Annotated in this window: 25 protein-coding genes; 11 read left to right on the forward strand and 14 right to left on the reverse strand. The window is 66.4% G+C overall.

From position 1 onward, the window contains the following. Positions 1 to 2: 2 nt before the first annotated feature. Complete coding sequence (locus NA5_RS25950; protein ID WP_157110634.1) at positions 3 to 392, reverse strand: VOC family protein; 390 nt, start codon at positions 390 to 392, stop codon at positions 3 to 5. A 95-nt stretch (positions 393 to 487) separates the two neighbouring features. Here NA5_RS25950 and NA5_RS25955 point away from each other — a divergent pair, with 95 nt between their 5' ends. Continuing rightward, positions 488 to 1,369, forward strand: coding sequence for an alpha/beta hydrolase (locus NA5_RS25955; protein WP_062990538.1), 882 nt, complete (start codon positions 488 to 490; stop codon positions 1,367 to 1,369). Between the two features lie 143 nt (positions 1,370 to 1,512). Here NA5_RS25955 and NA5_RS25960 read toward each other — a convergent pair whose 3' ends face one another. Then, a complete protein-coding gene (locus NA5_RS25960; protein WP_063813579.1) occupies positions 1,513 to 2,208 on the reverse strand; it encodes a S1 family peptidase in 696 nt (231 codons plus the stop codon). Positions 2,209 to 2,373: 165 nt separating this feature from the next. Here NA5_RS25960 and NA5_RS25965 point away from each other — a divergent pair, with 165 nt between their 5' ends. The 3 genes from NA5_RS25965 to NA5_RS25975 all read left to right on the forward strand — a co-directional run bounded on the left by NA5_RS25965 (position 2,374) and on the right by NA5_RS25975 (position 6,268). Beyond that, complete coding sequence (locus NA5_RS25965) at positions 2,374 to 3,075, forward strand: response regulator (protein WP_084484416.1); 702 nt, start codon at positions 2,374 to 2,376, stop codon at positions 3,073 to 3,075. 140 nt (positions 3,076 to 3,215) lie between these two features. Continuing rightward, complete coding sequence (locus NA5_RS25970) at positions 3,216 to 4,148, forward strand: HAMP domain-containing sensor histidine kinase (RefSeq protein ID WP_371856461.1); 933 nt, start codon at positions 3,216 to 3,218, stop codon at positions 4,146 to 4,148. 683 nt (positions 4,149 to 4,831) lie between these two features. Further along, positions 4,832 to 6,268 (forward strand): DUF4153 domain-containing protein, encoded by a 1,437-nt coding sequence (locus tag NA5_RS25975; RefSeq protein ID WP_245672400.1) that lies wholly within the window; start codon positions 4,832 to 4,834, stop codon positions 6,266 to 6,268. Positions 6,269 to 6,336: 68 nt separating this feature from the next. Here NA5_RS25975 and NA5_RS25980 read toward each other — a convergent pair whose 3' ends face one another. The 3 genes from NA5_RS25980 to NA5_RS25990 form a co-directional block, all read right to left on the reverse strand. Then, positions 6,337 to 6,816, reverse strand: coding sequence for an SLOG cluster 4 domain-containing protein (locus NA5_RS25980; protein WP_062990540.1), 480 nt, complete (start codon positions 6,814 to 6,816; stop codon positions 6,337 to 6,339). A gap of 567 nt (positions 6,817 to 7,383) precedes the next feature. Then, complete coding sequence (locus NA5_RS39540) at positions 7,384 to 8,799, reverse strand: alpha/beta fold hydrolase (RefSeq protein WP_218020156.1); 1,416 nt, start codon at positions 8,797 to 8,799, stop codon at positions 7,384 to 7,386. A gap of 404 nt (positions 8,800 to 9,203) precedes the next feature. Continuing rightward, positions 9,204 to 10,574, reverse strand: coding sequence for a purine-cytosine permease family protein (locus NA5_RS25990; RefSeq protein ID WP_062990542.1), 1,371 nt, complete (start codon positions 10,572 to 10,574; stop codon positions 9,204 to 9,206). Between the two features lie 290 nt (positions 10,575 to 10,864). On the opposite strand from NA5_RS25990, the gene NA5_RS25995 reads away from it, so the two are divergent. Then, positions 10,865 to 11,143, forward strand: a complete 279-nt coding sequence (locus tag NA5_RS25995; RefSeq protein WP_062990643.1) for a hypothetical protein — start codon at positions 10,865 to 10,867, stop codon at positions 11,141 to 11,143. On the opposite strand, the gene NA5_RS26000 is transcribed toward NA5_RS25995, so the two are convergent. Together NA5_RS26000 and NA5_RS26005 are read right to left on the reverse strand one after the other, a co-directional pair. Beyond that, positions 11,130 to 11,903, reverse strand: a complete 774-nt coding sequence (locus tag NA5_RS26000; protein ID WP_062990544.1) for a DUF72 domain-containing protein — start codon at positions 11,901 to 11,903, stop codon at positions 11,130 to 11,132. The two genes, NA5_RS25995 and NA5_RS26000, sit on opposite strands and share 14 nt — an antisense overlap. Positions 11,904 to 12,166: 263 nt before the next feature. Further along, positions 12,167 to 13,270 carry a glutamate--cysteine ligase 2 gene (locus tag NA5_RS26005; RefSeq protein WP_062990546.1) on the reverse strand — a complete coding sequence of 368 codons (1,104 nt, stop codon included), beginning with the start codon at positions 13,268 to 13,270 and terminating at the stop codon, positions 12,167 to 12,169. A 112-nt stretch (positions 13,271 to 13,382) separates the two neighbouring features. On the opposite strand from NA5_RS26005, the gene NA5_RS26010 reads away from it, so the two are divergent. From NA5_RS26010 to NA5_RS26025, 4 genes are read left to right on the forward strand one after another with little or no spacing between them, the layout of a single operon-like run. Further along, the gene (locus tag NA5_RS26010) at positions 13,383 to 13,979 is read left to right on the forward strand and encodes a type 1 glutamine amidotransferase domain-containing protein (RefSeq protein WP_062990548.1); all 597 of its coding nucleotides are present in this window, start codon (positions 13,383 to 13,385) and stop codon (positions 13,977 to 13,979) included. A 38-nt stretch (positions 13,980 to 14,017) separates the two neighbouring features. Then, positions 14,018 to 14,548, forward strand: coding sequence for a pyridoxamine 5'-phosphate oxidase family protein (locus NA5_RS26015; RefSeq protein ID WP_062990550.1), 531 nt, complete (start codon positions 14,018 to 14,020; stop codon positions 14,546 to 14,548). A gap of 57 nt (positions 14,549 to 14,605) precedes the next feature. Next, the gene (locus NA5_RS26020; protein ID WP_371856462.1) at positions 14,606 to 15,394 is read left to right on the forward strand and encodes a helix-turn-helix domain-containing protein; all 789 of its coding nucleotides are present in this window, start codon (positions 14,606 to 14,608) and stop codon (positions 15,392 to 15,394) included. Further along, on the forward strand, positions 15,394 to 16,248 hold the full coding sequence (locus tag NA5_RS26025) for a fructosamine kinase family protein (RefSeq protein ID WP_062990554.1): 855 nt from the start codon (positions 15,394 to 15,396) through the stop codon (positions 16,246 to 16,248). The genes NA5_RS26020 and NA5_RS26025 overlap by 1 nt, the downstream gene beginning before the upstream one ends. Positions 16,249 to 16,622: 374 nt before the next feature. Here the strand turns inward: NA5_RS26025 and NA5_RS26030 are convergent, their stop codons facing one another. The 3 genes from NA5_RS26030 to NA5_RS26040 all read right to left on the reverse strand — a co-directional run bounded on the left by NA5_RS26030 (position 16,623) and on the right by NA5_RS26040 (position 19,180). Continuing rightward, the gene (locus tag NA5_RS26030) at positions 16,623 to 17,504 is read right to left on the reverse strand and encodes an RNA polymerase sigma-70 factor (protein WP_062990645.1); all 882 of its coding nucleotides are present in this window, start codon (positions 17,502 to 17,504) and stop codon (positions 16,623 to 16,625) included. A 212-nt stretch (positions 17,505 to 17,716) separates the two neighbouring features. Further along, complete coding sequence (locus NA5_RS26035) at positions 17,717 to 18,589, reverse strand: TIGR03619 family F420-dependent LLM class oxidoreductase (protein WP_062990647.1); 873 nt, start codon at positions 18,587 to 18,589, stop codon at positions 17,717 to 17,719. An 84-nt stretch (positions 18,590 to 18,673) separates the two neighbouring features. After that, complete coding sequence (locus tag NA5_RS26040; RefSeq protein WP_062990556.1) at positions 18,674 to 19,180, reverse strand: VOC family protein; 507 nt, start codon at positions 19,178 to 19,180, stop codon at positions 18,674 to 18,676. Positions 19,181 to 19,291: 111 nt separating this feature from the next. Here NA5_RS26040 and NA5_RS26045 point away from each other — a divergent pair, with 111 nt between their 5' ends. After that, positions 19,292 to 19,918 (forward strand): TetR/AcrR family transcriptional regulator, encoded by a 627-nt coding sequence (locus NA5_RS26045; RefSeq protein ID WP_062990558.1) that lies wholly within the window; start codon positions 19,292 to 19,294, stop codon positions 19,916 to 19,918. Positions 19,919 to 19,920: 2 nt separating this feature from the next. Here the strand turns inward: NA5_RS26045 and NA5_RS26050 are convergent, their stop codons facing one another. Next, on the reverse strand, positions 19,921 to 20,571 hold the full coding sequence (locus tag NA5_RS26050) for an arsenate reductase ArsC (RefSeq protein WP_062990648.1): 651 nt from the start codon (positions 20,569 to 20,571) through the stop codon (positions 19,921 to 19,923). Between the two features lie 212 nt (positions 20,572 to 20,783). Beyond that, complete coding sequence (locus NA5_RS26055; RefSeq protein WP_062990650.1) at positions 20,784 to 21,581, reverse strand: HugZ family pyridoxamine 5'-phosphate oxidase; 798 nt, start codon at positions 21,579 to 21,581, stop codon at positions 20,784 to 20,786. Between the two features lie 119 nt (positions 21,582 to 21,700). On the opposite strand from NA5_RS26055, the gene NA5_RS26060 reads away from it, so the two are divergent. Further along, complete coding sequence (locus NA5_RS26060) at positions 21,701 to 22,795, forward strand: hypothetical protein (RefSeq protein ID WP_062990560.1); 1,095 nt, start codon at positions 21,701 to 21,703, stop codon at positions 22,793 to 22,795. A gap of 14 nt (positions 22,796 to 22,809) precedes the next feature. Here NA5_RS26060 and NA5_RS26065 read toward each other — a convergent pair whose 3' ends face one another. Both NA5_RS26065 and NA5_RS26070 read right to left on the reverse strand, forming a co-directional pair. Further along, positions 22,810 to 24,060, reverse strand: a complete 1,251-nt coding sequence (locus NA5_RS26065; RefSeq protein ID WP_062990562.1) for a lipase family alpha/beta hydrolase — start codon at positions 24,058 to 24,060, stop codon at positions 22,810 to 22,812. A 47-nt stretch (positions 24,061 to 24,107) separates the two neighbouring features. Continuing rightward, positions 24,108 to 25,016 carry an SMP-30/gluconolactonase/LRE family protein gene (locus NA5_RS26070; RefSeq protein WP_245672401.1) on the reverse strand — a complete coding sequence of 303 codons (909 nt, stop codon included), beginning with the start codon at positions 25,014 to 25,016 and terminating at the stop codon, positions 24,108 to 24,110. Positions 25,017 to 25,390: the final 374 nt, after the last annotated feature.

Genomic DNA, 25,390 nt, shown 5'->3' on the forward strand with positions numbered 1-25,390 from the left:
GATCAGGCGATGACCTGACCGATGCCGAGCAGGTTGCCCTCGCTGTCGCGGAACCAAGCGCCCCGCTCGGCTCGTCCCTTACTCGGATAGTTGCCCTCGATGTCCATGATCCCGTTCACGGTGCCGTCGTATTCCTCGAACACCACGCCGCGGGACCGTAGACCCGCGACGGTGGCCTCGATGTCGTCGACGTAGAAACCCATCTGGGTGAACGAGCCATCGGACGCACCGGCGGAGGCGAACAGGCAGAAGACACCCGAGGCACCTTCGTAACGCAGGCCGCCCTCGCGTTCCTCGACCGGTTCGAGACCGAGTTTCTCGGCGTACCAGCGGCGGGCTCGGGCGAGGTCCTTGGTGGGTATGCGGGCTTCGATGTGTGCGTTGCTCAGCATTCTCGTCATGGTAGCCAGCCCGCCGCACCGCCCTTCGACATCGCGCCACCCGCGCCGTACCTTCGTTACAGGACGGAAGTAATGGAGGGCATCGAATGCCGGTCGATATCGAATTCACCAGTGGCGCAGTGACATTACGTGGCTGGCTCTTCCGGCCGGAAGCGGCGTCGGGCCCTGTGCCTTTGGTGGTGATGACGCACGGCTTCGCGGGCGTCAAGGAATGGGTGGCCCCATTTGCCGAAGTGTTCAGCAAGGCAGGACTGGCGTGTCTGGTGTACGACCACCCCCGGTTCGGGACCTCCGATGGTGAACCCCGCTACGAAGTCGACCCGGTCGCCCAGATCGAGGGCTACCGCGATGCGATCACCTTCGCCCAGACACTGGAGGGCATCGATCCGGAACGCATCGGCATCTGGGGAACCAGTTTCGCGGGCGGCCACGTGCTGGTCGTCGCGGCGACCGATCGACGCGTGCGCGCGGTCGTGTCGCAGGTGCCACTGACCAACGGCTGGGCCAACTTCCGCAGTTTGGTCCCCTCGATCATGCTGCCCGCGGTCCACGCGGCCATCGCCGCGGACCGGCAGGCCCGCGCCTCGGGCAAACCGCATCAGATGATCAAGGCGGCCTCCGATGATCCCACCGAACTCGTCGCCATGCCGGGTGTCGAGGTCTACAACTGGTTGATGGCCAATGGCCCGCGGATCCCCACATGGCGCAACGAGGTCACCCTCTCCAGCGTCGACAAATTCCAGTCCTACGCCCCGGAAGCCTTCCTGCGCCGGGTTTCTCCGACACCACTGCTGATGGTGATCGCCGATCAAGACACTCTGACGCCCACCGATATCGCGCTGCAGAGCTATGCCGAGGCTCTGGAGCCCAAACAGTTGGCGCTTATTCCGGGCCCCCATTTCGCCGTCTACGAGGAGCAGTTCGAACGAGCATCCGTGTTGCCCGCGACTTCTTACTTGCCGAGCTGAACGGGTAGCGCCTGCCGATACGCGAGCGGGTGTGGTGGCGGCAATGGGTTCGAGTCGAGCAGGGTGACGCCGTATTCGCTTGACAGTCGGCGCATTTCGGCATCGAGTGCACGAACGGGCGGCCCCGAATGTGAGCCGTGATCTCACAGCGGCCGGAAACCGGCGCCGACGCCACCCGACCGTTCCAGCAAACCCAGGATTACGCCGATCTCGATCGCCACGGCCGGATCGTGCACCACCGCCGTGCCGCAGGCAGCGTCGACGACGGTCACGCCGAGCACCACGACGCCGATATGCCCGATATTCATCCCGACCAGGCGGTCGCCGAGCGTGACCGGACCGCCCGAATCGCCTGGCTTGGAGCAGAGCTGGCTCTGGAACCACCACTCGTGCGTATCCCACACCACGCCGCAGTCGAAGCCGGAGGTGCGGCCGTTCTTGCAGACGATATCGCCCGGTCGCGGCGGTACGCCGATGCCGCTGATAAAGGTCTGCGCCACTTGGCGAACCGGCGTGACCTTGGTGCGGTCGAATTCGATGACGGCGAAGTCGTTGTCGTGGTCGACCGCGGCGACGGTGCCGATGACACCTGCCTGTTGTGTCTCGGACTGGACAGGCATACCGAGCTCGGCGCAGTGTCCGGCGGTGAGTCCGACCATCCGGTCGGCGCTGTCGTAGCCGACCGTGGTGAGGGTGCATACCGCTCGGCCGTCGAGCACAATGCCCGAGCCGCCGCCCATTGTCGCCATCTGGGCGGCCGTCGCGTTACCACAGGGAGCGATGACCACGATGACCGCGGCCACCAGCACGCGTATCCCGATCCTTCCGATGGCAACCATGTCGCTAACTGTCCGCCGTGACCACCGCTTCTCGGTATTCACTTTCGTTGCAGGTGGGACACGGTTCGATGTCGTCGACTCGACCGTAGAGCCGCCGCCGTCCCACACGGAATCTCCACAATTGGTGCGGGTTCTCTCCACAGCGGGTGGCTAGGGTTTCGGTTCATGGAACAGCACGCGGCGGGCAATGGGCAGGCGGCGCGACGAATTCTGGTGGTCGACGATGAGGTGACCATCGCGGAATCGGTGGCGGCGCGGCTGCGGTCCGAGGGGTTCACCGTCGATCTGGCGCATGACGGTCCCGGGGCGGTCGCGGCGGCCGAGGCGGTCGTGCCCGATCTGGTGGTGCTGGATGTGATGCTGCCCGGCTTCGACGGTCTCGAGGTGTGCCGCCGCATACAGGCCGCGCGCCCGATTCCGGTCCTCATGCTCACCGCGCGCACCGACGAAACCGATCAGCTCATCGGCCTCGGCGTCGGCGCGGACGACTACTTGACCAAACCGTTCTCGCTTCGTGTCCTCACCGCCCGAGTGCATGCCCTGCTGCGCCGGATGGACCGCGCAGTCGAACGCGATGGCGCCACCATCATCGTCGGCGACCTCCGCATCGACGTGGACCAGCGTCGCGTATGGCGCGCCGATATCGAGGCCCAACTCACCCCGCTCGAATTCGATCTGCTGGCTCGGCTGGCACGACGTCCCCGTGTGGTGCTGGCCCGGGAACGTTTGCTCGAGGAGGTGTGGGACTGGGCCGATGCCGCGGGCACCCGCGCGGTCGACAGTCATATCAAGGCATTGCGCCGCAAGCTCGGCGCGGATGTGATCCGAACGGTGCACGGTGTCGGCTATGCGCTGGACGCGCGATGAGCGAGGAGATCGCGAGCGTGGACCCGCGGTGGCGCTCGACGGTTTCACGAAAGCTGCGTGGCATATCGGACGCGGTCGCGGAGGTGCTGCCGCGGCCGTTGGATCCCGTCACCTCGATCAAGTTGAAGTTCGCGATTCTGATGCTCGGCTCGGCCGGGGTGGCATTCGGGTTCTTTCGGCTGCGGATCGGGTGGCTGCCGCCGAAGACGACGATCGCGGCCACGGTGATCGCGCTGATCACCTCGCAGATCCTCGCGCACGGCACCACGCGGCCGCTGCGCGAGATGACGGCGGCGGCCAAGCGGATGGCGCAGGGCGATTACACCCGCCGGGTGCGGGCCAGCTCCCGTGACGAGGTCGGGCAACTGGCGGCGGCCTTCAATCAGATGGCCGCCGACCTGGCCGCCGCCGACCAGCAGCGCCGCGACCTGATCGCCAATGTCTCCCACGAACTGCGCACCCCGATCACCGCGCTGAATGCGGTGCTGGAGAACATGGTCGACGGCGTATCCGAACCCGACGACAAAACCCTGCGCACCGCACTCGCCCAAACCGAACGGCTCGCTCGACTCGTCTCCGAACTGCTCGACCTGTCCACCATCGAATCCGGCGCGCGTGCGCTCGACCGCGAAGAGCTCAGCGTCACACCGCTTTTGGCCGAGGTCGTCGCCGAGGCCGAGGCGGCCGCGGCGGCGCTCGGGCGCGGCGTGCGCTTCCGCACCGACGTGCAACCGAGCAGCGCAAGCGTTTTCGCAGACCGCGCACGTTTGCACCAGGTGCTGCTCAACCTGCTCGACAACGCCGCCCGCCACGGACCCGCCGGTGGTGAAGTCCGCATCGAGGCCCGCGCCGACCGCGGCGGTCTCGTCATCGATGTCCAAGACCAAGGCCCGGGCATTCCGATCCCCGAGCGCGCCACCATCTTCGACCGCTTCACCCGCGGCGGGCGCAGCGACGGCGGCGGTACCGGCCTGGGGCTGGCCATCTCGCGCTGGATAGTCGACCTACACGGCGGCACCATAGCCGTCGCCGATCCGGGCTCGCGCATCCGCGTGACTCTCCCTGCCGCTTAACCCATTCCACTATTTCGTGACCCGGGCCAATGAGTTCCCGGGACGATCTCGCACACCCATAGGAGGGGACATCCATGCCAGACCAACCCGAACCATCGCAACACCGATCACCTACGCCACCCGCGGCGAAATCGGAGCCGACCGCGGATGCGCCGAGCTCACCGAGTGTGTGGTCGAATCCGGCGAGTGCGCTGATCGGTCCACCGGCGAGTGCACTGCCGCCGAGGTCTGGACTGCCCGCGGCAAGGCCGTGGCCGGTTCAAGTGCCGAGGTGGCGGCACGTCGCCTGCCCGCCCGGCGTTTTGCCCGCCGCTGGTATCGCAGGTCTCGCGGGCGCGGTGTTCATCCCACTGGATCGGCCGGGAATCGGTTGGGTACTTGCCGGTTCGGTGGCAGCGGCCGCGGTTTTCACGGTGGACCGCCGCGCACGGCGTACGGCCGGAGCGGCTACCTCCACAACGGATCCGGCGATGGAGCCGGGTCCAGCATGTCCGGCTAGTGACGAACCTGGTCGCCGGACGTCGGTCAAAGGTGCCGGCGCGCCGTCTGATGTGAACGGCAGTGGTTCGGTGCGTGCGGCTGCGACGTCGATACCAAAACCGTCGGACTCGACTGAATCGCCCAGCTCGACGACGGCAGATCCTCAGCCCGGGCAGTCGGCACCCGTGGTCGACGGCGCTCAGATGCTGCTCAAAGGTGCTGGCACGGAGCCGAATCGGGCTGATTCGGACAATCATGGCGCGGCGGGCCGGGATGGGTCGTCGTCGCTACCGGATTCGTCCGATTCGGCGCATTCTCCCGAGGCGAAGCGTGCGGCGGGAAGCTCCGATCCGGTCGGTTCCGGCGGTCCGACCGCGCTGGAAGACGGGAGTGGGGGAGCCGACCCAGCTGGATCGCGATTCGGTGTCCGCGCAGCCAATTGGGGCAGGGTGTGGTGGACGACCCTGGCGTTGGGGCTGCTGGCGGTTGGGGCGGTGCGGGCCGCGGGCTGGTTGTTCGCGCTGTGTGTGGTCGGGGCCGCGGTGGCCGGGTCGTTGGCTGTCGTCGGGCGGCGCTCGGTCTATAGCGCGTGGTACGACGTGATCGCGGTGCCGATCGAGTCGATTGCGGGCATTCCCTGGATCTATTCGGCGTTCGATCGGATCGGCGATGGCAAGGCGAGGCGGTCGTGGCGGGCCGGGACATCGGTTGCGGTGACGCTCGCACTATTGGCGATTTTCGTGCCATTGCTCGGCGGTGCCGATGCGACATTCGCGAAACTTCTCGACGCGGTGACGCCGCAGTTCGACGCGGCATCTGTCGTGCAGTGGATCGTGCTGTTCGCGCTACTCGGTCTCGGCAGCGTCGGGGCCATGTATCTGCTGGCGGGCCCGCGAGCCGCCGCGACAGGCGCACCATCCGGGCGATGCCTGCGACGGTTGGAGTGGGCACTGCCGGTGGGCGCGCTGACCATCCTGTTCGCGGTGTTCGTCGGTGCCCAGTTCGTCGCTTTGTTCGGCGGTGACGACTATGTCCAGCGCACGGCGAATCTGACCTACGCCGAATACGCGCGCAGCGGATTCTGGCAGCTCTCGATCGTCACCATTCTCACCCTCGCCGTGATAGCTGTCGTGTTGCGCTGGGCTGCGCAGGAATCCGCAGTAGACCGAGCGTGGCTGCGCATCCTGCTGTGCGCGATCGCGGTGTTGACGCTGATCATCGTCGCCTCCGCCCTCGGCCGCATGTGGACCTACCAGCAGGCCTATGGCTTCACCGTTATGCGCGTGCTGGTCGAGGTATGCGAACTCTGGCTGGGCCTGGTGTACCTGCTGATGATCGTGGCGGTGCTGCGCCTCGACGGCACCTGGCTGCCGCGCGCCGCCATCGGCACCGCCATGTCGACGCTGTTCGCCTTGGCCGTGCTCAACCCGGAAGGCCTTGTCGCGGAACGAAATATCGATCGCTGGGAACACGGTAAGAATCTCGACACGTACTATCTCAGCGCACTCTCGCCCGATGTCCTCTCCGCCGTCGACCGACTCCCACAGCCACAGCGTGCTGAGATACTCGGCCCGATCCGCGAGCGTCTCGACGGGGACACGTGGCAGAGCTGGAACCTGTCTCGCGCCAATGCCCGGTAGGACACCCGTGCTTGTTTGTCGGCGATGGCGACATCGTCCGTTGATGCACGCGGGAATGGATTCGGGGCTCAGGTGAGTGCGCGATGGACGGCGTCGGCGGGGTCGGTGGCGAGTTGTGCTGCGGGGATGGGATTTCCGGCGGCGTCGTGTATGTGCCAGCCACCGAGGGAGATGACGGGAATGGTGCCGCGGTGGTGAGCGAAAGCGAGTTCGGAAAGGGTGGCCCACGAGCCACCGATCACGATCACGGCGTCGGCGGATTGCACGAGGATCGCGTTGCGGGCCTCGCCCATATCGGTGTACAGGACGGCGGACAGGCCACGGCAGGCGGCGGACCGGTCGCTGTCCGGGCGAATCCCGATGACGAGCCCGCCCGCCCGCGTGGCCCCCTCCGCGACCGCGGCCATAACGCCGGTACCGCCCCCGCACAGCACGGTGGCACCGGCAGTCGCGAGCAGTCGTCCCACCTCCGCAGCCCATTCGCCCTCGCTAGTGGTGCAATCACTCGGTCCGCAAACCGCGATCTGCGGAGGTATGTCGCGAGCCATGTAGTCGACGATAGTTGCGGGAATCTCGCTCAGCCGCTTACTTCGTGCAGGTCGGCCGCTCGCAGACCTGCACGCCGCGCAACCCGGCCTAGTCGCCTCGCGCCGCAGCTCGGGCCGGTCTTGTCAGCAGCCCAGCACCGCCGCGCCTTGTGCGGCCAGGCAGTTCGGTCGAGTCCCGGACGCCCGGAAGGTCATTCAATCTGCAAGCCCAGCACACCGAACGTTTCTTTCGGCTCGGCACACCCTGCAGCTCGGCCCGTAGGCGACGGCGATGACGAAGGGAGGCGTGCCGATTCTGGTACGCCGGTGGTCTGGCCCAACGCGCGGCTCAGTCCTGCAGCCTTGTAGCTCTCCTAGCCTTTGCGCCCGACTGGCGGGCAAGTGTCGCATGGCCGTCTCGAAGCCGAGCCACTTGTTCGCTCCAGTGATCAAGATTGCCGCCGTGCCACCAACGCTAGGTGACAGCACTTCCCATGTACGGTCGCGCGCCTGTGTTCGGCGACCGGGCCTCGGCTGACCGAGCTGCATCCGTCACCCCGACGCGGCGGCCCCGGGTGCGAGATGTGCCTACCGTCGCTTGGTGAGCAACGTATCGAGCTGTGCGGCGAATTCCTCGGCGGCGTTTCGGTATCCGACGTGGTCGCCCGCGAATTCCACGGTGTCGAGTCCGAGGCGTGCGCCGAGTACCGCATTGGGCAGCGCCGGGAACGCTTCCTTCGAATCGTGTCCGACGGCGAGGACGAGCTTGTCGGCGACGGGTTGCAGTGCGTCGAAATCCGGTGTGTAGCGGACGTACTGGCGCATTTCGTATTCCATCCAGAACTGCATGTTCTGCTGGATGCGCGCACCGATCGCGGCTGCCTCGGGCGTGGGTTCTCCGGCGGGCTGCTGCTGGCGCAGCCCGACGCCTTCGGCGAATAGCGAGATGGCGGCGACGAAGCCCTCGGATTTGCTGGTCTGGTAGACCTTGTCCAAGAAGGTGAGCCACTTGTCGGCATCTGGCAGTACGGTCGCAAGCGGCGGTTCGTGCGCGATGAGTGTGTGCACGAGGTCCGGTCGCGTTGTGAGCAATTCGAGCGCGACGATGGCGCCGGAGCTGCTGCCGAGCACGGCGGCGGGCTGGTTGCCGAGGTGGGTGAGCAGTGCGGCGGCATCGGCGCCGTCCAGTTGGACGTTGTGGTTCTGTCCTGGGCTGCGGGAGAAGCCGCGCCGATCGTAGGAAACCACCGTGTAGCGATCCGCCAGTCGCTCGGCGATCTGGTCGAAGCTTCCGGCGTCGCCATTACCGCCCGGGATGAGCAGCAGTAGCGGTCCGGTGCCACGGATTTCGTAGTACAGCGTCGCCCCGGGCACGGCGAGGGTGTGGTCGGTAGGGATGTCCATGGGAAATTCTCCTGGTAGATAGGACAGTTGCCGCAACGCTTCCCGGATGACGGGCAGTGCCGCGGTGGGCGGATCCGCATCGACCCAGCGGTCGATAGCGACCTGCAGTGCCGTCGCGATCGCGCCCGCCATGATCCGCGGGAACATATCGGCGCGCAGGTCGCGGCCGGTGCGTGCGGCGATGGCCGTCGCGATGGCCTCCTGGATGACGGCCTGCGCCTTGAGATATTCACCCTGCAACGCGGACTCGGTGGTGATCAGCCGAATGCCGCGGCTCCATGCCGGATCCGGCAGTTCGTCATCACGGAATTCGGCGAGCACCGCGTGGATCACCGCGGGCCACAGCGCTTCGGCCGCCGGACGATCGCGCAGTCCGTCCGCGATGCGCCGGGCCCGATCGACCGCCACCGAGCACACGGCCTCGTACTTACTGGCGAAGTAGTTGTTGAACGTACGTGGCGAAACACCCGCCGCCGCCGCGATGTCCTCGACCAGCACACTGTCGAGACCATGCTCGACCGCCAGCCGCAGCGCCGCGAATCCGAGCGCCTCCCGAGTCGCGAGTTTCTTGCGTTCCCGCAACCCGAGTACGAATGCCACGCCCTTCACGGTACGCAATCTTGCGTGGCACGCAAGATTGCGTGATCGGAAAGTTTTGCGCCACATAGGGTCCGAAAGCCCCGCAACCACCGTCGTATGAGACCAGCAGGGCCACACGCTGTCTCGGCGCATCACCCGCCAGTGGGTACGCGGCGTGTGCCGCTGCGGCACGCTCGCCGATGGGCATATGGTGTGCGCCGCTGCGGCACCAGCACCCGCACACGCGCTGGGCAACCGTCGTCGAACTCGTGCACGATCCAGCCGAGTCGTCCGGCGCCTCCGATACGCGACAGCGCATGTGGGCCGGGCTCGGTGCGGGGTGCCCCGTGTGGTGGGACGATCAGGGAACCGGCAGGACGCGCGTTGGGTGCGATGGCCGCAGTGCGGGCGCGGTGGTGTGCAGACTATGCGGACTTGCGCAGCGTCGAGAGGCGGCTCACACCGCACGCGAGCACGACCGCCGCCAGGAACGACAGCAGTGACGCGCTCATCCACGCCTGCTTGGTGAAGTGCAGCTTCTCCTGCGCGTGCACCCAGAAGTCGGTCCACACCCCGGCGTCGCCCGGGTTGATCAGCTGGTAAACCGAGAGCCCGACCAGCCAGGCGAAAACCATGCCCCACCGCGATGGCGCGTTCGCCGAGGTATCCCACTGGTCGCGTGCCCGCAGGAAGAAGTCCGCGACGAGCACGCCGAGCAGCGGCACGAAGACCGAGCCGATCAGTCCGAGAAAGCCGAAGTAGTTCGCCATGTTCAGTCGCAGCGCGAGCAGGGTGATCAGCACGCCGAGACCGATCGAGAGCACCCGACGATCGATCCGAGGCGCGAGGTTCTGGATCGACACGGCCGTCGAGTACACATTCGCGAACGACTGGTCGGCCTCACGGAAGACGAAGATGAAGAAGAACACCGCTCCGAGGGTCACCTTCAGAAACGGCGAGTACACCCCGCCGTCGCCGGACACGAGCGCCAGCGCGAACAACCCCAGCACATACGCGATGATCTGGGTGAACGCGTACGCCCCACTGGCCGCGCCGAATGCCGCGCCGGTGCTGCGGGAGTGCCGGGTGTAGTCGGCCGCCACCGGCACCCACGAAATCGAAACCGCGAGCGCCGCATCGGTGGCGACCCAGAACAGATTCCAGTCCACGCCGAACGGCCCGCCGCCCGCGGTGCCCGGGTTGGCGGTGAGATCCGGCAGACCCGCGCGGACGAACTGCAGGTAGAACCAGATCAACGCGATCACCACGCCGACGGTCACGAACCGCCGCAGCATCCGTACCGAACCGAGCGGCCAGATCGTCAAAACCGTCGTCAGCACACCCGCGGCGATCACGTAAATCCAGTGCGGCCCGCCATCGAACAACTCCTCGGCCGCGTCGCCGATGACGATCAATTCGAAGGTGCCCCAACCGATCAGCTGTGCGATATTGAGCACCGTCGGTAGGTAGCTGAGCTTCGCGCCGAACAGTCCGCGCAGCAACATCATCGCGGGCTTACCGGTCTCGGCTCCGGGCACCGCGGCCAGGCCGAGCATGAGTCCGCCGAGCACTGTTCCGATGATCATCGCGAGAATGCCCGCGGCGATGGAGATCTGCGCCGCGCCATCGGAGTTCGGCGCCAGCACGGTGTAGGCGCCGGAGAATGCGAACAGGCTGACCCCGAGGTTCGCCCAGAACGCGCTCTGGTCCCAGAACGAGAGCACCTTCGGCGCTGGCTGGTCCAGGGTCAGCGGTGCTTCGCGCCGCTCGGATCGATCAAGGGTGGGTGCAGACATCCCGGTACCGCTCTCCCTACGCCGGAATTACCCGGACAGGTTCATGCGGTCGGCGAAACGTGGGGTCCGCCCTCTCAGCCCGGCCGTGCCCGAGCTCCCGCGCTGGGGGTTCGGCGAAATGCTACACCTGTGTACCGGCGCGCCGGGCCGGTACTTCGGACATTCCAGACAGGTTCCGCGGAGATCGCCCCGAAAATCGCAAACACCGCCCATACTGTCCGGTACCGATCTGGTTATCGCTCGGTTATCTGCCGCTCATCGCTCACCTCGACTGGAATGAGTATGCGCCCATGATGCTGATCACCTTGCACGAGACCGTCCTTGCTCAAATCGGGAATCCGACGCCCGAGGCCCCGCCCAACTCGGAGAAGATCCTGCAGATGGTCCGCTACCTGACCTGGTTCGTTCTCCTGTCGGGTGTCTGCGGCATCACCTATGCGGGCGGCCGGTTCGCCTGGGAAAAGTGGAGCGGGGGCACCCTGGACTCGCCGAAGATGCTCGCCGGCGCGATGATCGGCGGTGTCATCGCGACCAGTGCGGGCACCATCATGAACGCTATCGTCGGCTGAAAACCGTTGCGGGTGTTCGGCTGACGGTGGCTCCGGCCGCGGCGGCGGCGCGCGCGAAGACGACCGCGTCGCGCACCGCCGCGCCGCCGGGATCATTGTTGAAGTAGACGAACACCTCTTCGCGATCGGACCAGGTATCGGCCAGCCGTCGCGCCCAACTGGACAGTGCCGTGCGTCCGTAGCGCGGCGTGGGTGTCGCACGTCCGGAATGCAGTCGCAGATAACCCCAGTCCGTCGTGCGCCACAGCGGCGCGACGGGACGGGAGTGGACATCGGCCCAACACAGCGCCGCGCCGCAATCCGTCAGCACGGCACGGACTTCGGGAATCCACCAGGAATCGTGCCTGGGTTCGACCGCGATCCGGACCCCGGGCGGAAAACAGCGCAGGCACGCGTCGAGCAGTGCCGGATCGACCCGCAGCGTCGGCGGAAGTTGCAACAGCACCGGCCCCAGCTTGTTGCCCAGTGCACAGGCGTGCTCCATCAAGCGCCCGACCGGCTCCTCCGGTTCGCGCAGCCGCTTGATGTGGGTGAGGAAGCGGCTCGCCTTGACCGCGAAACAGAAATCGGTCGGCGTCCGATCTCGCCATGCCGCGAAGGTCTCTGCGCTGGGCAGACGATAGAAGGCATTGTTGCTCTCGACCGTCGCGAAGGCCGCGGCGTAGGTTTCCAGCCACGCACGCTGCGGAATGTTCGTCGGATACAGCACCTCGCGCCAGTCCCGGTACTGCCAACCCGATGTGCCGACGAGTAGGGGCATAGCTCCATCGAAGCACTTTCCGGTGATCGCCGTATCAACTACGCTGTGTAGTAGGCCGGGCCATGGAGGGCGTGATGCGCGAACAATCAGTGGCCGAGCGGCGAATCGGCTTGGCGCGGTAGAGTTTTCTGCCTGGTCTTCAGCTTCCCGAGTCACATCACCGACGCGATCGAGCACATGGTCACCGGCGCGGTACTGCTGGCGATCGGCGCCGTACAGGTCCGCAGAGATGGTGGCGTGCGCCCGGTATTCGGCCGGTCCGATCAGTAGCAGCCTTCGAGGGTGGCGGCGGCGACCACATCGATGACGTCGGTGACATCGTTGTGCGCCCGCATGGCGGTGCGTTGTCGCCGAGCACCATTGCCCCGCGCCAGAACCGCTTTGACGGTATCGGCGACGAACTGCTGGTCGCCGGACTGTTCGAGCGCGGGGGTGAGGTGGTCCACCAGCGTGGCCAGCAGGGTGCTGGCCGGAAGGGCGCGGCCGCTGATCGTGTCGAGTCCGTCTCCGTCCAGGCCGGACCGGGCGGCCTTCCAATACGCGGCCCGCAGAACCTCCGCGGGCACCGGCGGCGGTGGTATCCGGTCTTGAATCGCCGTCTGCGCCATGACGACCGCGGCGCGAATCAGCGTGGCCAACAATGCCGTTTCCTCGACCGTCGCCGGTACATCACTGACGCGCACTTCGACGGTCGGGTACGAGGTGGAGGGCCGCACATCCCAATACACCATCGCGGTATCGAGAATGCTGCCGCTGGCGAACATCATCTGCACCATACGGTCGAAATCCGCGGGCGAATCGAAGAAGGGTGGGGGACCGGCACTGGGCCACCGCCGCCACATAATGCTGCGCCAACTGGCATATCCGGTATCGGTGGCGCGGTAGACCGCGGAATTGGCCGTCAATGCCAACAACACCGGTAACCAGGGCCGTAAGTAATTCCCGACCCGGACCGCGACGTCACGGGACGGAACCCCGACATGGACATGACAACCGCACAAACCCTGTTCATGCGCGAGCATCCCGTAATAGCGCTCGATGCGTCGATAGCGTGGGGTATCGGTGACCGGATACGCATCCGGTATCGCGGGCGGCACCGCCACCGCGAGCAACCGGGCACCGTTCTTCTCCGCGCAATTCGCCACAACGCGGCGTTGCCGACACAGGTCATCGAGCAATCCGGGGGTACAGGTATGCACCTCGGTATTGATCTCGACCTGACAGCGTGTCAGCTCCAACTGCAGATTGATGCCGACGTCGGCCGCCGCCGCCGCGACTTCGACATTCCGCGGACTCGGCGCACCCGTGATCGGATCCGCTAGAAGGAATTCCTCTTCCACGCCGACAGTGGGCAGTGCCACGGCCATTACTGGATCTTACTGCGCAAATCGCTGATTCGGACATATGCCGGAATCGTTTGAGCGCCCCGGGCCGGGGTAGGCCGATGTTAGCGGAGGATCGGCAAGAAAGGGGTCCGGTATGTCCGAGGAATTGCGTGGTGTGCGCGCATTGGTCATTACCGCGAATACCGGCGTCGAACACGACGAGCTGCTGATGCCACTGGACTGGTTGCGCGAACACGGTGCCGTCGCCGTGCACGCGACCCCTGAACGAAGCGAGGTCCAGACTTTCCGGCACGATGTCGACAAGGATGAGGTCGTGCAGCCGGACGCGGCGCTCAACGATCTCGAGGCCGACGATTTCGACCTGCTCGTCGTGCCGGGCGGAACGGTGAACGCGGATAAACTGCGCGTCTGTGAGCGCGCCGTGGAAGTGGCACAGCAATTCGTGCGTGCGGGTAAACCCGTAGCGGCGATCTGCCACGGCCCATGGCTGCTCGTGGAGGCCGACGTGGTCGCGGGTAAGACACTGACGTCGTACCACTCGCTGCGCACCGATGTCGTCAATGCCGAGGGGCGCTGGATCGATCGTGCGGTGGTGCGTTCGGATGAGAACGGCTGGCCGCTGATCACCTCCCGCAGTCCCGGCGACCTGAAGGAATTCACCGAGGCGATCGGAGCCGAGCTCACCGCGGCCCCGTCTGCACAGGCCTTCGCTGGCGATGAAATCTTTTGACACCGGTGAGTTCCCTGGAGACGGATCGTCCTACTGATATGGACACAATCAACCTCGCCGACCGCTACGAGCTGCCGCCGCTCGACTGGGACAGTGTCCGCAGACGGCTCGACGCGGGCATCGAACAAGCGCCGGGCAGCGGCGGCCTCGACCGGCACACCTGCTGGCTGACCACCATCAATCCCGACGGCAGCCCGCATGTCACCGCCGTCGGCGCGCTCTGGGTAGACGGCGCCTTCTGGTTCACGACCAGCGCCCGCAGCCGCAAGGGCCGCAATCTGGCTCGCGATCCGCGCTGCTCGATGAGTGTGGCCACCCACGAGTTCGATCTGGTCGTCGACGGCATCGCGACCATGATCGCCGATCCCGCCGCCGTCGCCGATATGGCGCGGCGCTGGGCCGACGGCGGCTGGCCGTGTCGCGTGGACGAGACAGGGGAGGCGCTCACCGCCGAATACAGCGCCCCCTCCGCGGGCCCGCCGCCGTGGCACGTCTACCGCCTGACCGCGCTCACCGCCACCGCGCTCTCGACTGTGGAACCCGGTGGCGCGACCCGCTGGCAGTTCTGATTCGCCGCACCTCGATTACCCCTGAGGTAATCGTGTCGGGGCCGTGGGCTTCGTAGGATCGGCAGGGTGAGTACGCAGACAGCCGGTGACCTGCTGCGCCACTGGCGGCTCGAGCGCAGGCTCAGCCAGCTGGAATTGGCCGGGCGCGCCGAAACCTCCGCGCGGCACCTCAGTTTCATCGAAACAGGTCGCGCGAATCCGAGCCGCACCATGCTGGTGCACCTGTGCGAGCAGTTGGAAATCCCATTGCGGGAACGCAATCGGTTGCTGCTCGCGGCCGGATTCGCACCCGCCTACGCCGAACCATCCCTCGATACACCGGCGATGGACGCGGTGCGCGGCGCGATGCGCCAGATCCTCGCGGGCCACGACCCCTATCCCGCACTGGCCATCGACCAGAGCTGGCAGATGATCGACGCCAATTCCGGTGTGGCACTGCTGTTGACGGGCATCGACCCGAAACTGCTCACCGCGCCGGTGAATGCCCTGCGACTGAGTCTGCATCCCGACGGTATGGCCAGCCGAATCCTCAATCTGGCCGAATGGCGCGGCCATATCTTCGAGCGGCTCGCGCGCCAGATCGAAGTCACCGGTTCGCCCGAACTAATCGCGCTCCGCGACGAACTGCGCGAATATCCCGGCGGCACAGTCGATCTCACCCTGCCCGAACCGGACCAGGCTGTGGTCCCGCTGCGCCTGCGCCACGACGACCACGAACTGTCGTTCATCAGCGTCACCACCGTCTTCGGCACCCCGATGAACGTGACCGTCGCCGAACTGGCCATCGAATCGTTCTTCCCCGCCGATGAGGAGACGAAGAAGCGCCTCAACGCCGCGTCGTCATGATGACGGGCGCGGCGGATCTCGCGGCACTGGTTGGTGTGGCGGTGGATTCGATGACCGATCTCGGATCACATCATTCGTGGACGTTACATCGGGCAGTACTCGGCGACGGGCGCGAGGTCTTCGTGAAGGCCGCGCCCGACCAGGCGTCGGTATTCGCGGCGGAGGCGGCCGGGCTGCGGTGGCTCGCCGCGGGCGCGCCGAACCTGGTGCCCGAGGTGCTGGCAGTAGATGACGCGATGCTGGTACTGCCCTGGGTGCCCGCGGCCGCGCCGACCGCATCCGCAGCGGAGCGTTTCGGGCGCGAACTTGCTGCGCTGCACGGGGATTCACCAGGCTGGTTCGGCGCACCGTGGCCGGGTTGGATCGCCGATCTGCCGCTGGACAACACCCGGATCGATGGCTCGTGGGCGCGCTGGTACGCCGATTACCGCCTCGCCCCATATCTGCCGAGAGCCGCCGCACACCTCGGTCGCGACGGAATCCGCTTGCTGGAACGCGTGATCGAGAATATCGAAACCCTCGCGGGCCCACCCGAACCACCCAGTCGCGTCCATGGCGATCTGTGGTCCGGCAACATCCTGTGGACCGCCGACCGCGCACTCCTCATCGACCCCGCGGCCCATGGCGGTCACCGCGAAACCGACCTCGCCATGCTCGCCCTCTTCGGCGCTCCACACCTGGACCGAATCCGCGCCGCCTACCACGAAACCCACCCCCTCGCCGACGGCTGGCAGGCCCGCCTCCCCCTGCATCAACTGCACCCACTCCTCGTGCACGTCGCCCTCTTCGGCAGTTCCTACCGATCCCAAACCCTCGCCGCCGCGACCGCCGCCCTCACCGCACCGCACCGATAACACCGCAATTCATGAGGTCCCGCGCTCAGTGCTGCGCGCCCAGAACTGGCCGTACACAAGGGCGCAGGCACGGTGACGTATGCCGGTTCCTCAGAGGTGCAGCAGCGTACTGCGGTCGAGTGCCTGACCATATTCGGCGCGCACAGACCGACCTCCTGAGCGAGCAGACCGGCACGCGACAAGACCGCGTAGGGCCGCGCGCTCACGGGGACGCAGCCCGGTGACGGGTAACTGGTTTCTGGGCGTGCCGCGGTCGCGGGTCCGGCCATACTCGACGCTGCCAGACCGACCTCCTCGGCGCGCACGTCGCGATGACCTGGCAATCGTGCCCCGACAGCGGCACGCTGAGCAGGGCTCATCCGAGGCCGACGGACTCAGCGGCGCAATGCAGTTTCCTCCTGCATATGCGACAACTTCTCGGGATTGCGGACGGCGTACACACCGGTGATGAACCCGTCGTCGACGCGCACCGCCATGACCGTATCGAGTTCGCCATCGACCCGGACAGCCAGCGCCGGGAAGCCATTGACCTCGGCCGGTTGCAGCGACCAGGCAGTCACCCTGTCCGACAGGGCGCCCAGGAGGCGGGCCACCTTATCGGCCCCCGCGACCGGCCGTGGCAGAGCCTGTTTGATTCCGCCACCGTCACCCAGGAGCACGACATCGGGCGCGAGCATATCGAACAGGCCCTGGATATCGCCGGTTTCGAGCGCCCGCTGGAACGCCGTGAGCACATCTCGGCTCTGGGCCGCCGAAACCGGCCCACGAGGTCGGTGCGCGGCGACATGTGCTCGGGCACGATGGGCGATCTGGCGGACCGCGGCCGGTGTTTTGTCGACCGCGGCGGCGATTTCGTCGTAGGGCAGGTCGAACACCTCGCGCAGCACGAATACCGCGCGCTCGATCGGGGCGAGTGTCTCCAATACCAGCAGCATCGCCATCGAGACGTTCTCGGCGAACTCGACATCGTCGGCGACGTCGGGCGTGGTGAGCAGTGGTTCGGGCAGCCAGGGGCCGATATAGGACTCTTTGCGGCGTCCGAGCGCGCGGAGTCGATCGAGGGACTGGCGGGTGGTGATTCGAACCAGGTAGGCGCGCTGGTCCTGCACGGTGTCGAGGTCAACACGCGCCCACCGTAGCCAGGTTTCCTGGAGCACGTCTTCGGCGTCGGCGGCCGAGCCGAGCATTTCGTATGCGACGGTGAAGAGCAGGTTGCGGTGGGTGACAAAGACTTCGGTGGCAGCATCCGCACTCACGACTGCGCCCCCGGCGTCCGGAAGTGTGTGGCCACGGGAGGCTCCTGTCTGTTGGATTTCGACGGCGTCGCTCACCAGACGCACGACCACCACATTCTGTGACAGCAGGCGCGCGTGACGGGCATCACCTACCCGAGTTGGGGCGACACCGCCCCGATCGCGACACCGGAGTCGCCCACGACAAGGAGAAATCCCGGCTCCGGAAGATGAGTTCAGCTCGTCTTCGCGATGACCTTCTCCGCGAACCGGGACAGGTGCGCGATCTTGGTGTCCAGCGATTCGGTATCGGGTTCGGTGGTGTAGGGGTAGCGGAAGCCGACGATCACATCGGTGACGCCCTTGTCCTCCAACCGCTTCACACCTTCCACGGTGAATCCGTCCAGCGAGATGACATGGATCTCGAAATCCTTGCGGGTGCCGTATTCGGCACGCAGGACATCGAGTTTCGCGAGCAGCCGGTCCAATTCGGCCGGATCGCCACCGGCATGCATCCAGCCGTCGCCACGCTGGGCCGCGCGGCGCAATGCCGGGCCGCTGTGTCCGCCGATGAGGATCGGAATCGGCTCGGTCGGCACCGGGCTGATCTTGATCGGCGGCAGATCGTAGAACTCCCCGTGGTATTCGAAATAGCCGCCCGCGGTGAGCCCACGCACGATATCGATGCATTCGTCCATGCGTGCACCGCGACGTTCGAACGGCACACCCATGATTTCGAAATCATCCGGCCACGGGCTGATGCCGACGCCGAAGCCGAACCGGTTCCCGCTCAATGCCGCGATCGAGGCGGCCTGCTTGGCGACCAGCACCGGTGGACGGATGGGCAGCTTCACCACGAACGGCGTCAGCCGCAGTGTCGTCGTGGCCGCCGCGATGGCCGCCGACAGCACGAAGGCCTCGATGAACGGCTTGTCCTCCAAGAACTCCCGATTGCCGTCGGGGGTGTAGGGGTAGGTGGCGTCGGATTCTTTCGGATAGGCCACACTGTCGGCGATCGTCATCGAGGTATACCCGGCAGCTTCGGCGGCCTGTGCCAGCGGCACATAGAAGGTCGGGTCCGTCATCGTCTCGGCATAGGTGAATCGCATCTCAATCGCCTTCCATACTTTCGGCGCTGGGCGCCCTGTTCGATGCGGCACCCGGTAGGCCCGCGAGCTGAGGGAGTTCGGCACCTAGGCCCATGGATTCGAAAACCCCTCCGGAATCAGAGAATCGAACATCGTCTTCATATCCGCCGACAACCGCATGAGCTCGACAGCGGAGCCGAGCGCGCCTCCGTCGAGATAAGCGAACTCCATCCCGACGCCCTCGAACGCACCGCGCGCGAGCACCTCGGCCCCGCTCGCCTGCGCGTCGGCCAGCGCCGCGTCGTAGTCCTCGGGCACCCACGCGACGTGATGCAGCCCTGGCCCGACGGTGTCCAGATGTTCGGAATACAAACTGGTCCCGGACTTGGGCTCGATCAACTCCAACTGCTGTGCGCCCGCATACCCCAGTGCCACCGTGATCGTGTAATCGGCGGGCGCGCCACGCAATTGGCACGACTGCGGTCCGAAGTGCACGTCCGGGATGGTGAACCACTTCGCGACGCCATATCGCTCGGTGAACTCCCGCTGGGCCGCCTCGATATCGCGCACCACCCAGCACAGCTGGAAGATCGGGCCGCGCGCGATGCTCATCGGATCACCTCGAGTCTGCTGCACGAAGACCGCCGCGCCTTCGTTCCGTACGGCCCAAATTAAGCACCTCCGCTTAACCTCGTCAATACTCGGGTTTAGTACAGTGCTGACATGGATCCGCGTGCCGCACTGCTCGACGCGGGCGAACGGCTCATCGCCGAACGCGGCGTAGACGTCCCACTGCGCGATATCGCCGCGGCCGCGGGCCAGCGCAACAACTCCGCGGTGCACTACTACTTCGACTCCCGCGGCGGCCTGCTCGAGGCCATCGTCGACCGCCGGATGAACTGGCTCGAAGACCGCCGAATGAGCCTGCTCGCCCGATACGAAACCGAGGGCACCGCACACGAGATCCGCACCCTGGTCGCGATGCTCGCCACCCCCATCCTCGAACTCATCTACACCGCGCAGGTCACCCACTACGGCCGCTTCCTCGAGGTGGTGCGCGCCCACCCGGTGATCGCCGACGCCCGCCGCCTCGCCGGTGCCGACCGCGCCGCCGTCCGCATCATCGCCACCCGCTTGGACGCGGCCCTGCCGCAACTGCCACCCCGCCGACGCCGCCAACGCCTGGAAACGATGGCGACCGTCATGTTCGCTCTGATCGCCGACTACGAACGCGCACTCGAAGCGGGCGTGCGCACCGCGCACCCCGACGGCGACACCGCCGAGATCATCGACATGATCGTCGCAATGCTCACCGTGCCGGTACCCCAAGCGACTTCAGGCGGTGTGTGAGGTCAACAGGTGACCGGCAGGTCGAGGCTGGCCAACAGGTCGATGACCCGCTGGCGGATATCGTCGCGGATCGGCCGCACCTCGGCCAACGGCAGCCCGGCCGGATCGTCCACCCCCCACTCCTCATACCGGACGCCGGGTACCAGCGGACACACGTCGCCGCACCCCATGGTGATGATGACGTCGGCGGCCAAGATGATCTCATCGGTCCAGGACTTCGGAAACTCGTGGGAGATGTCGATGCCCACCTCGGCCATGGCCACGACCGCCGCCGCATTCAGCGCCCCACTCGGCTCCGACCCACCGGACCAGGCCAATACCCGCCCCCGCGCGTAATGCTCGAAGAAACCCAGCGCCATCTGCGAACGCCCGGCGTTGAATGTGCACAGGAACAGCACCACCGGCACCTCGTGCTCCATCCGACCCTCCACCTTGGCCCGAGCGTGCAACTGCTGCCGGGCGAAGCGCTCGGCCAGCAGCGGCAGGTACAACTTCACCGGCGCCCGCACCCCGAGCTGCGCGTAGGAGTCGTGCAGGAATCGGTGAATCGTATTGGCGTCGAACAAGATCGTGAACTCGCGATGCAGGCGCCGCTCGGCACGGGCGAGCGCCGTACCGTGCACAATATCGAGGAGTCGGTACGCCGGAGTGATCTCGGCGTAACCGGCCCGGTTCGTCCGCTCGGGCACAGCCACAGTAGTGAGGGTGACACCAATGACCGTGCGCGGCAACCAAACTGGTGATGAACCGGAACGAACCCGCAGACCACAACGCGGCGTACCGACGAAGAACCCCCGATACAGCGCGTCGCGAAACCATTAGCGCAGAGAACCCTCTGCCGATCGACCACCGCGGGGAAGCGCCATCACCCCTCGCGCGAACGCCTCGTCAATTCGACTGTCGCCGCGCGCAATTCGTCGGCGGAATCAATCGGGGTCGCGTAGCCGACTCGTGTTCGCGCCACTCCGCGTGGTGTGACCACTCGCAAGTCCAGCCCATACCGGTCGGCGCTTTCGCAACTCGCCTCGGTCGCATCCGGATATCCACCCAAGACCCGCGCCATCGACAACAGCGCGTCCGCGTGATCGTCATTCAGATGCGTGATCGCCCGCCCCGCCACCGGAACAACCGGATCCGGCGCGGCCGCCAAATACTGCTCCGCGGTCGCGGAATCCATTCGTCCGTACCCACCGACCCATCGAACTCGCCGCACCCGCAACACCCACAGCGAGAAATCGCTGTAGTCCACATAGAACTTCGCCGCAGGCACCGCCGCCAGATGCGCCGCACGCGCCGCCGCAGCCTCATCACCGACCGGACGCTCCACCACACCGGCCAGCGTGATCCGACTACCAGCAAGCGGATCGGCGGGAACATCAGGCGACACCACCGACAGACTGGCCCGCGGATCCGCCGCGAGATTGCGCCCGTGCTCGGCCATCCGCGACACGCACAGCACCGGCTGCCCCTCCAGCAACCCATAGGTGACAAACGACGCCCACGGACCGCCGTCCTCACTCAAACTCGCCAGCGTCGCGATATTCGTCGCCGCCGCAACGGTTCTGGCCTCCTCGGCCGCCGACGGCCGGACCGGATTCACCACCGGCGCGATCGGCTGCGGAATCGAAGGCGCGTCGCCGGGATCACCGTGATCGAGAGTCATACCCTCCATCCTCGCAGGAACCACGGCAGCGCCGACATCGCACACTGAAACAGCGAAGACCGCATCCCGAACCGGGCGATAGCGCGCGCAACGGCCGCTGATCGGCAAGACTGGCGTGCGTGACCAGATACGCTTTCGACGCCGACCGCAACGCCCTCGTCGCCATCTGGGCGACCGGACGCGGCGATCTCGCAACCACGGTGGCCGAGCTGCCACCAATAAACCACGACCAGGCAACGAGTTTGGCGTCGAATCTGACCACCCTGTCCCGGTTCCAGTGGCGCACCTACACACATCCGGCGAGCGCCGCGGGCGACCCCGACGTCCCCAATAGCGAGGCCTGGCGGCGCGCGGAGGAGCGCCGCAACTTCAAGGAGGTCGAAGCCGGAATCCGCACTCCGAACCTGCCGACCGACCACGGCCTCGTCGTTTCCTACAGCGGCGTGGTCGAATCCGCGCACCGCGTCGGGCGCACCCTGCACGCCGTCGACGACTCCGCCCTGCGCGACACCATCGCCGCCGAGGTCCGCACCGAACAAGCCGCCATCGAATCCGCCGAACTCGGCGATCTGTCCGGTCGCGCACGCCAAGCGGTCGAACTCTCCCGCCCGGACGTCTCACCCGCCCAGGTACAGGCCGCCGACGAACTACTGCGCGTCGACCCACTCGGCACGGTGGAACTGTTCACCGAACTCGACCCGGCCTCCGCATCCGTCGCGGCCGCGCACTGGCTCTACGCCGCCGCCGAGATCGCGGGCGAACTCGCGGGCGTCCCGACCGCCGATGTGGTCGTCGAAGCCGACGATATCGAGGCACTGCAGGTCGAAACCCCGACCCTGGTGCTAGAGCGCCTGACCGGCGGCGAAACCCCGACCGAGATCGTCGTCGACCTCATCGCCGAGGCCATGGCCGTATCCGAAGGGCACGTGCCCGCCCCATGGGCAGTGGTGGGCCGCGTCGCCGAAATCGAAGAGCAGGCCCGCAAATTCGAGCTCGACAGCGCCTCCCGCGCCGCTCTCCTCGACGAATTCCGGATCAGCCGCCTCGACCCCACCCGCCCTGCCCTCGACCTGCTGGAAGATCTCCTCGACGGCATCCGCGGCTGCCTGCTGCTCTACTCGGCCCACACCGCGGGCGACGACGCGCAAGTCGAAGCCCAGTTCGCCGCCGACGTCAGAGGAGAAGCCGACACCCACCCCGACCAACTGTTCTGACCGTGCCCCGCCGATCAACCACAGCGCACCGACTCCTGGCGCACATCGGCGGCCAGCCAGCGCAGCAGCGCCTGGTAAACCGCGTCGTGGTTGAGCAGGGTGAAATGGTTGGCCCCGGGGAGATGCAGACCATTGGCATCGTCGAAACCGATGCGCCGGGCCCGATTTCGGCCGGAGCCACTGGCCGGTAGCACCAGGCCGTCGCCGATGATGCGACCGAGCGGATGGCGCGGGCTGCGGGTGACCGAGGCGGTGACGAAGTAGTGATCGGCGCAGTCGAGCAGCGGCACCTCGCGAATGACCCTGCGGCGCAAGGCATCCGCGTCCAAGCCGTGCCAATCCTCATCGACGAGCGAACCCTGGCGCAGGTCGCGAATGCCCGCGCTACGGCGGCGCAGCAACCGACCGAACGGCCGAGTCTCCGGAATCTTCACCAACACGGCGGATGCATAGTGGACCAGCTGCTCCAACGGCGCGCCCAAATGCGGTGATCCGAGACATACGACATGCCGCACCCGACGCACCCACGGCAGATCGGCCTGATCGGCGTCATAGCACGCGCCCCGCGCGATCAGGCCGCCCATGGAATGTCCGACAAGGGCGATCTGCTCGACCTGCACCGGCCAGTTCTCGACCAACCGCTGCAGCATCCCGTTCAGCAGACGGGCGTTCTCCGAGATGTGCAGCCCGCTGTTGTACCGAACCATCAGCGCCGTGCAGTCGAGATCGGCTTCCAGCCGCTCGGCATAGCTTGGCCGCCCGCCCAGTCGCCAAGCGTGCTCGGTCTCCACCAGACCGTGCAGGAATACCACGATGCGCGAGCGCGGATTCGACACCACATCGCCGACCCACCCCGGCGCGACCGGCTCACCATTGATCCGAAATGTCATCGGCCCGGCCAGGATCGGCCGCTCCTCCTCGAGACTGTCGCCGATCAAACCCTGCAGCGCGGCAAGGAATCCGGAGCCGTACACGGTGCGTGAGGGCACGGGAGCGCCGGGCATGTCCACCGCGCGCTCGGCAAGCGCTCCCGCGGCTGCCGCGGTGCCGCCGACCAGCCGATACACCCCATCGGTAATCGCATCGTGCACCGCCTTGACCGGCTGCGTCGCAGGGCCGACACCCAGTCGCACCGCCGCGAACACGCGGTCGGAGACGGCTCGATGCACCGCGGCGATCCCCTCGATCGCACCATCCAACTCATCGCCCGCCAACCGGGCGAGCGCCTGAATCTCGGCCTGTCGTTGCCGCTCGGGCTCACTCATTTGCTCAGTGTACAACTGTTCACTGAGATTATGTGTCGCAGCGCGGCCTAGGACGGTATGTGGCTGACTCCGACCGCGGTTTCGGTGAGACTGCCGAGATAGAGAGTGCCCTCGTGTTCGACGACGCCGGTGACCATTGCGAAGTCGGTGCCCTCGGTCTGCAGGTCGTGTACGACCTTTCCGTCGAAGTCGACCGCCATCACCCAGACCGTGCGCGCGGGCTTGGGCTGGACCCATTGCGGTAGCGCCCACACGATCCGGCGCAGCACGCCGGGCAGCGGAAGTAGGCGGTCCAGCAAGGGGTTTCGCGGTGACGGCAGGGTGATCCACACCAGACCATCGCTGCCCAGAGCCATATTGTCCGGGAACCCGGGCAGGTTCTCGATCAGGCGGTCGGAGGTGCCCGCCTTCGGTCCGGTGAGCCAGTATCGGGTGACGCGGTAGGCGCCGGTTTCCGCGACGAGCACACAGGAGCCGTCGGGGGAGAGGACCACGCCATTGGCGAATTGCAGTCCGTCGATGAGGGTTTCGAGCTTGCCGGACGGATCGAGGCGGAGCAGACGACCGGTGCCGGAATGCTCCAGCAGATCACCCATCCACTCGTCGAGCGGATAACGGCGCGACGACGAGGAGAAGTAGATCGAACCCTCCTCGGCGCGAACCACATTGCTGGCGAAGGGGAGCGGTTCGCCGTCGACCTCGTCCACGAGCACCTCGATGCCGCCCGCGCTGTCCAGTCGCAGCAGGCCGCGATCGAAATCGCAGATCAGCAGCGACCCATCGGCCTCGGCATGCATACCGAGCGGACGGCCGCCGGTGTTCGCCAGCAGGCGGACCGCACCGTCCGTTGGGTCGATGCGGTAGATCGAACCATCATCAACTCCCGCGATGATCTGCCCCTCGGTGGTGCGTACCACATCCTCGGGTGCCGCGCCGGGCAGTTCCAAACGTGCCACTCGGGGAAGTGGTGTGGCGCTATGCGTTTCGCGAGCCCGGGGTGGGGCAGGCGGTGGTGTCCAGCGCTGCGGCTGCATTGTCGATCCGACGACCATGGCTCACCTTATCTCGGCATCGACAACCGTCAGCTACAACGCCGACCACTAGAGTTACATGTCCATACGTAGATATGCGCATTTAAACATTTATCGTCGCCTTTCATAGAAATCGCGAACGATATGCGTCCGGCTTCGCCGAACGCAGCACAGAAGAGAGGGGGAGGACCATCGCTTCGAAAAACCCAGGCGCAGAAGGTAAGTGGCAGTACCGATGTCGCGTCGTGGCGCACGGATGAGGGAGGGCCGTCGTTGACACCGCGGCTTCCGGGGAGGTC

The organism is Nocardia anaemiae NBRC 100462 (genome assembly GCF_001612725.1).
GTDB classification, from domain to species: Bacteria; Actinomycetota; Actinomycetes; order Mycobacteriales; family Mycobacteriaceae; genus Nocardia; species Nocardia anaemiae.

Bases quoted from the DNA above. Each gene is read 5' to 3' on its own strand.
- NA5_RS25965 (WP_084484416.1), top strand. From the start codon at position 2,374: ATGGAACAGCACGCGGCGGGCAATGGGCAGGCGGCGCGACGAATTCTG.
- NA5_RS25995 (WP_062990643.1), top strand. From the start codon at position 10,865: ATGATGCTGATCACCTTGCACGAGACCGTCCTTGCTCAAATCGGGAAT.
- NA5_RS25950 (WP_157110634.1), bottom strand. From the start codon at position 392: ATGCTGAGCAACGCACACATCGAAGCCCGCATACCCACCAAGGACCTC.
- NA5_RS26040 (WP_062990556.1), bottom strand. From the start codon at position 19,180: ATGAGCATCGCGCGCGGCCCGATCTTCCAGCTGTGCTGGGTGGTGCGC.
- NA5_RS26010 (WP_062990548.1), top strand. From the start codon at position 13,383: ATGTCCGAGGAATTGCGTGGTGTGCGCGCATTGGTCATTACCGCGAAT.
- NA5_RS25990 (WP_062990542.1), bottom strand. From the start codon at position 10,574: ATGTCTGCACCCACCCTTGATCGATCCGAGCGGCGCGAAGCACCGCTG.
- NA5_RS26015 (WP_062990550.1), top strand. From the start codon at position 14,018: ATGGACACAATCAACCTCGCCGACCGCTACGAGCTGCCGCCGCTCGAC.
- NA5_RS25960 (WP_063813579.1), bottom strand. From the start codon at position 2,208: ATGGTTGCCATCGGAAGGATCGGGATACGCGTGCTGGTGGCCGCGGTC.
- NA5_RS25975 (WP_245672400.1), top strand. From the start codon at position 4,832: ATGCTGCTCAAAGGTGCTGGCACGGAGCCGAATCGGGCTGATTCGGAC.
- NA5_RS26035 (WP_062990647.1), bottom strand. From the start codon at position 18,589: ATGCGATTCACCTATGCCGAGACGATGACGGACCCGACCTTCTATGTG.
- NA5_RS25955 (WP_062990538.1), top strand. From the start codon at position 488: ATGCCGGTCGATATCGAATTCACCAGTGGCGCAGTGACATTACGTGGC.
- NA5_RS25970 (WP_371856461.1), top strand. From the start codon at position 3,216: ATGCTCGGCTCGGCCGGGGTGGCATTCGGGTTCTTTCGGCTGCGGATC.
- NA5_RS26000 (WP_062990544.1), bottom strand. From the start codon at position 11,903: ATGCCCCTACTCGTCGGCACATCGGGTTGGCAGTACCGGGACTGGCGC.
- NA5_RS26045 (WP_062990558.1), top strand. From the start codon at position 19,292: ATGGATCCGCGTGCCGCACTGCTCGACGCGGGCGAACGGCTCATCGCC.
- NA5_RS26055 (WP_062990650.1), bottom strand. From the start codon at position 21,581: ATGACTCTCGATCACGGTGATCCCGGCGACGCGCCTTCGATTCCGCAG.
- NA5_RS25980 (WP_062990540.1), bottom strand. From the start codon at position 6,816: ATGGCTCGCGACATACCTCCGCAGATCGCGGTTTGCGGACCGAGTGAT.
- NA5_RS26025 (WP_062990554.1), top strand. From the start codon at position 15,394: ATGACGGGCGCGGCGGATCTCGCGGCACTGGTTGGTGTGGCGGTGGAT.
- NA5_RS26005 (WP_062990546.1), bottom strand. From the start codon at position 13,270: ATGGCCGTGGCACTGCCCACTGTCGGCGTGGAAGAGGAATTCCTTCTA.
- NA5_RS26065 (WP_062990562.1), bottom strand. From the start codon at position 24,060: ATGAGTGAGCCCGAGCGGCAACGACAGGCCGAGATTCAGGCGCTCGCC.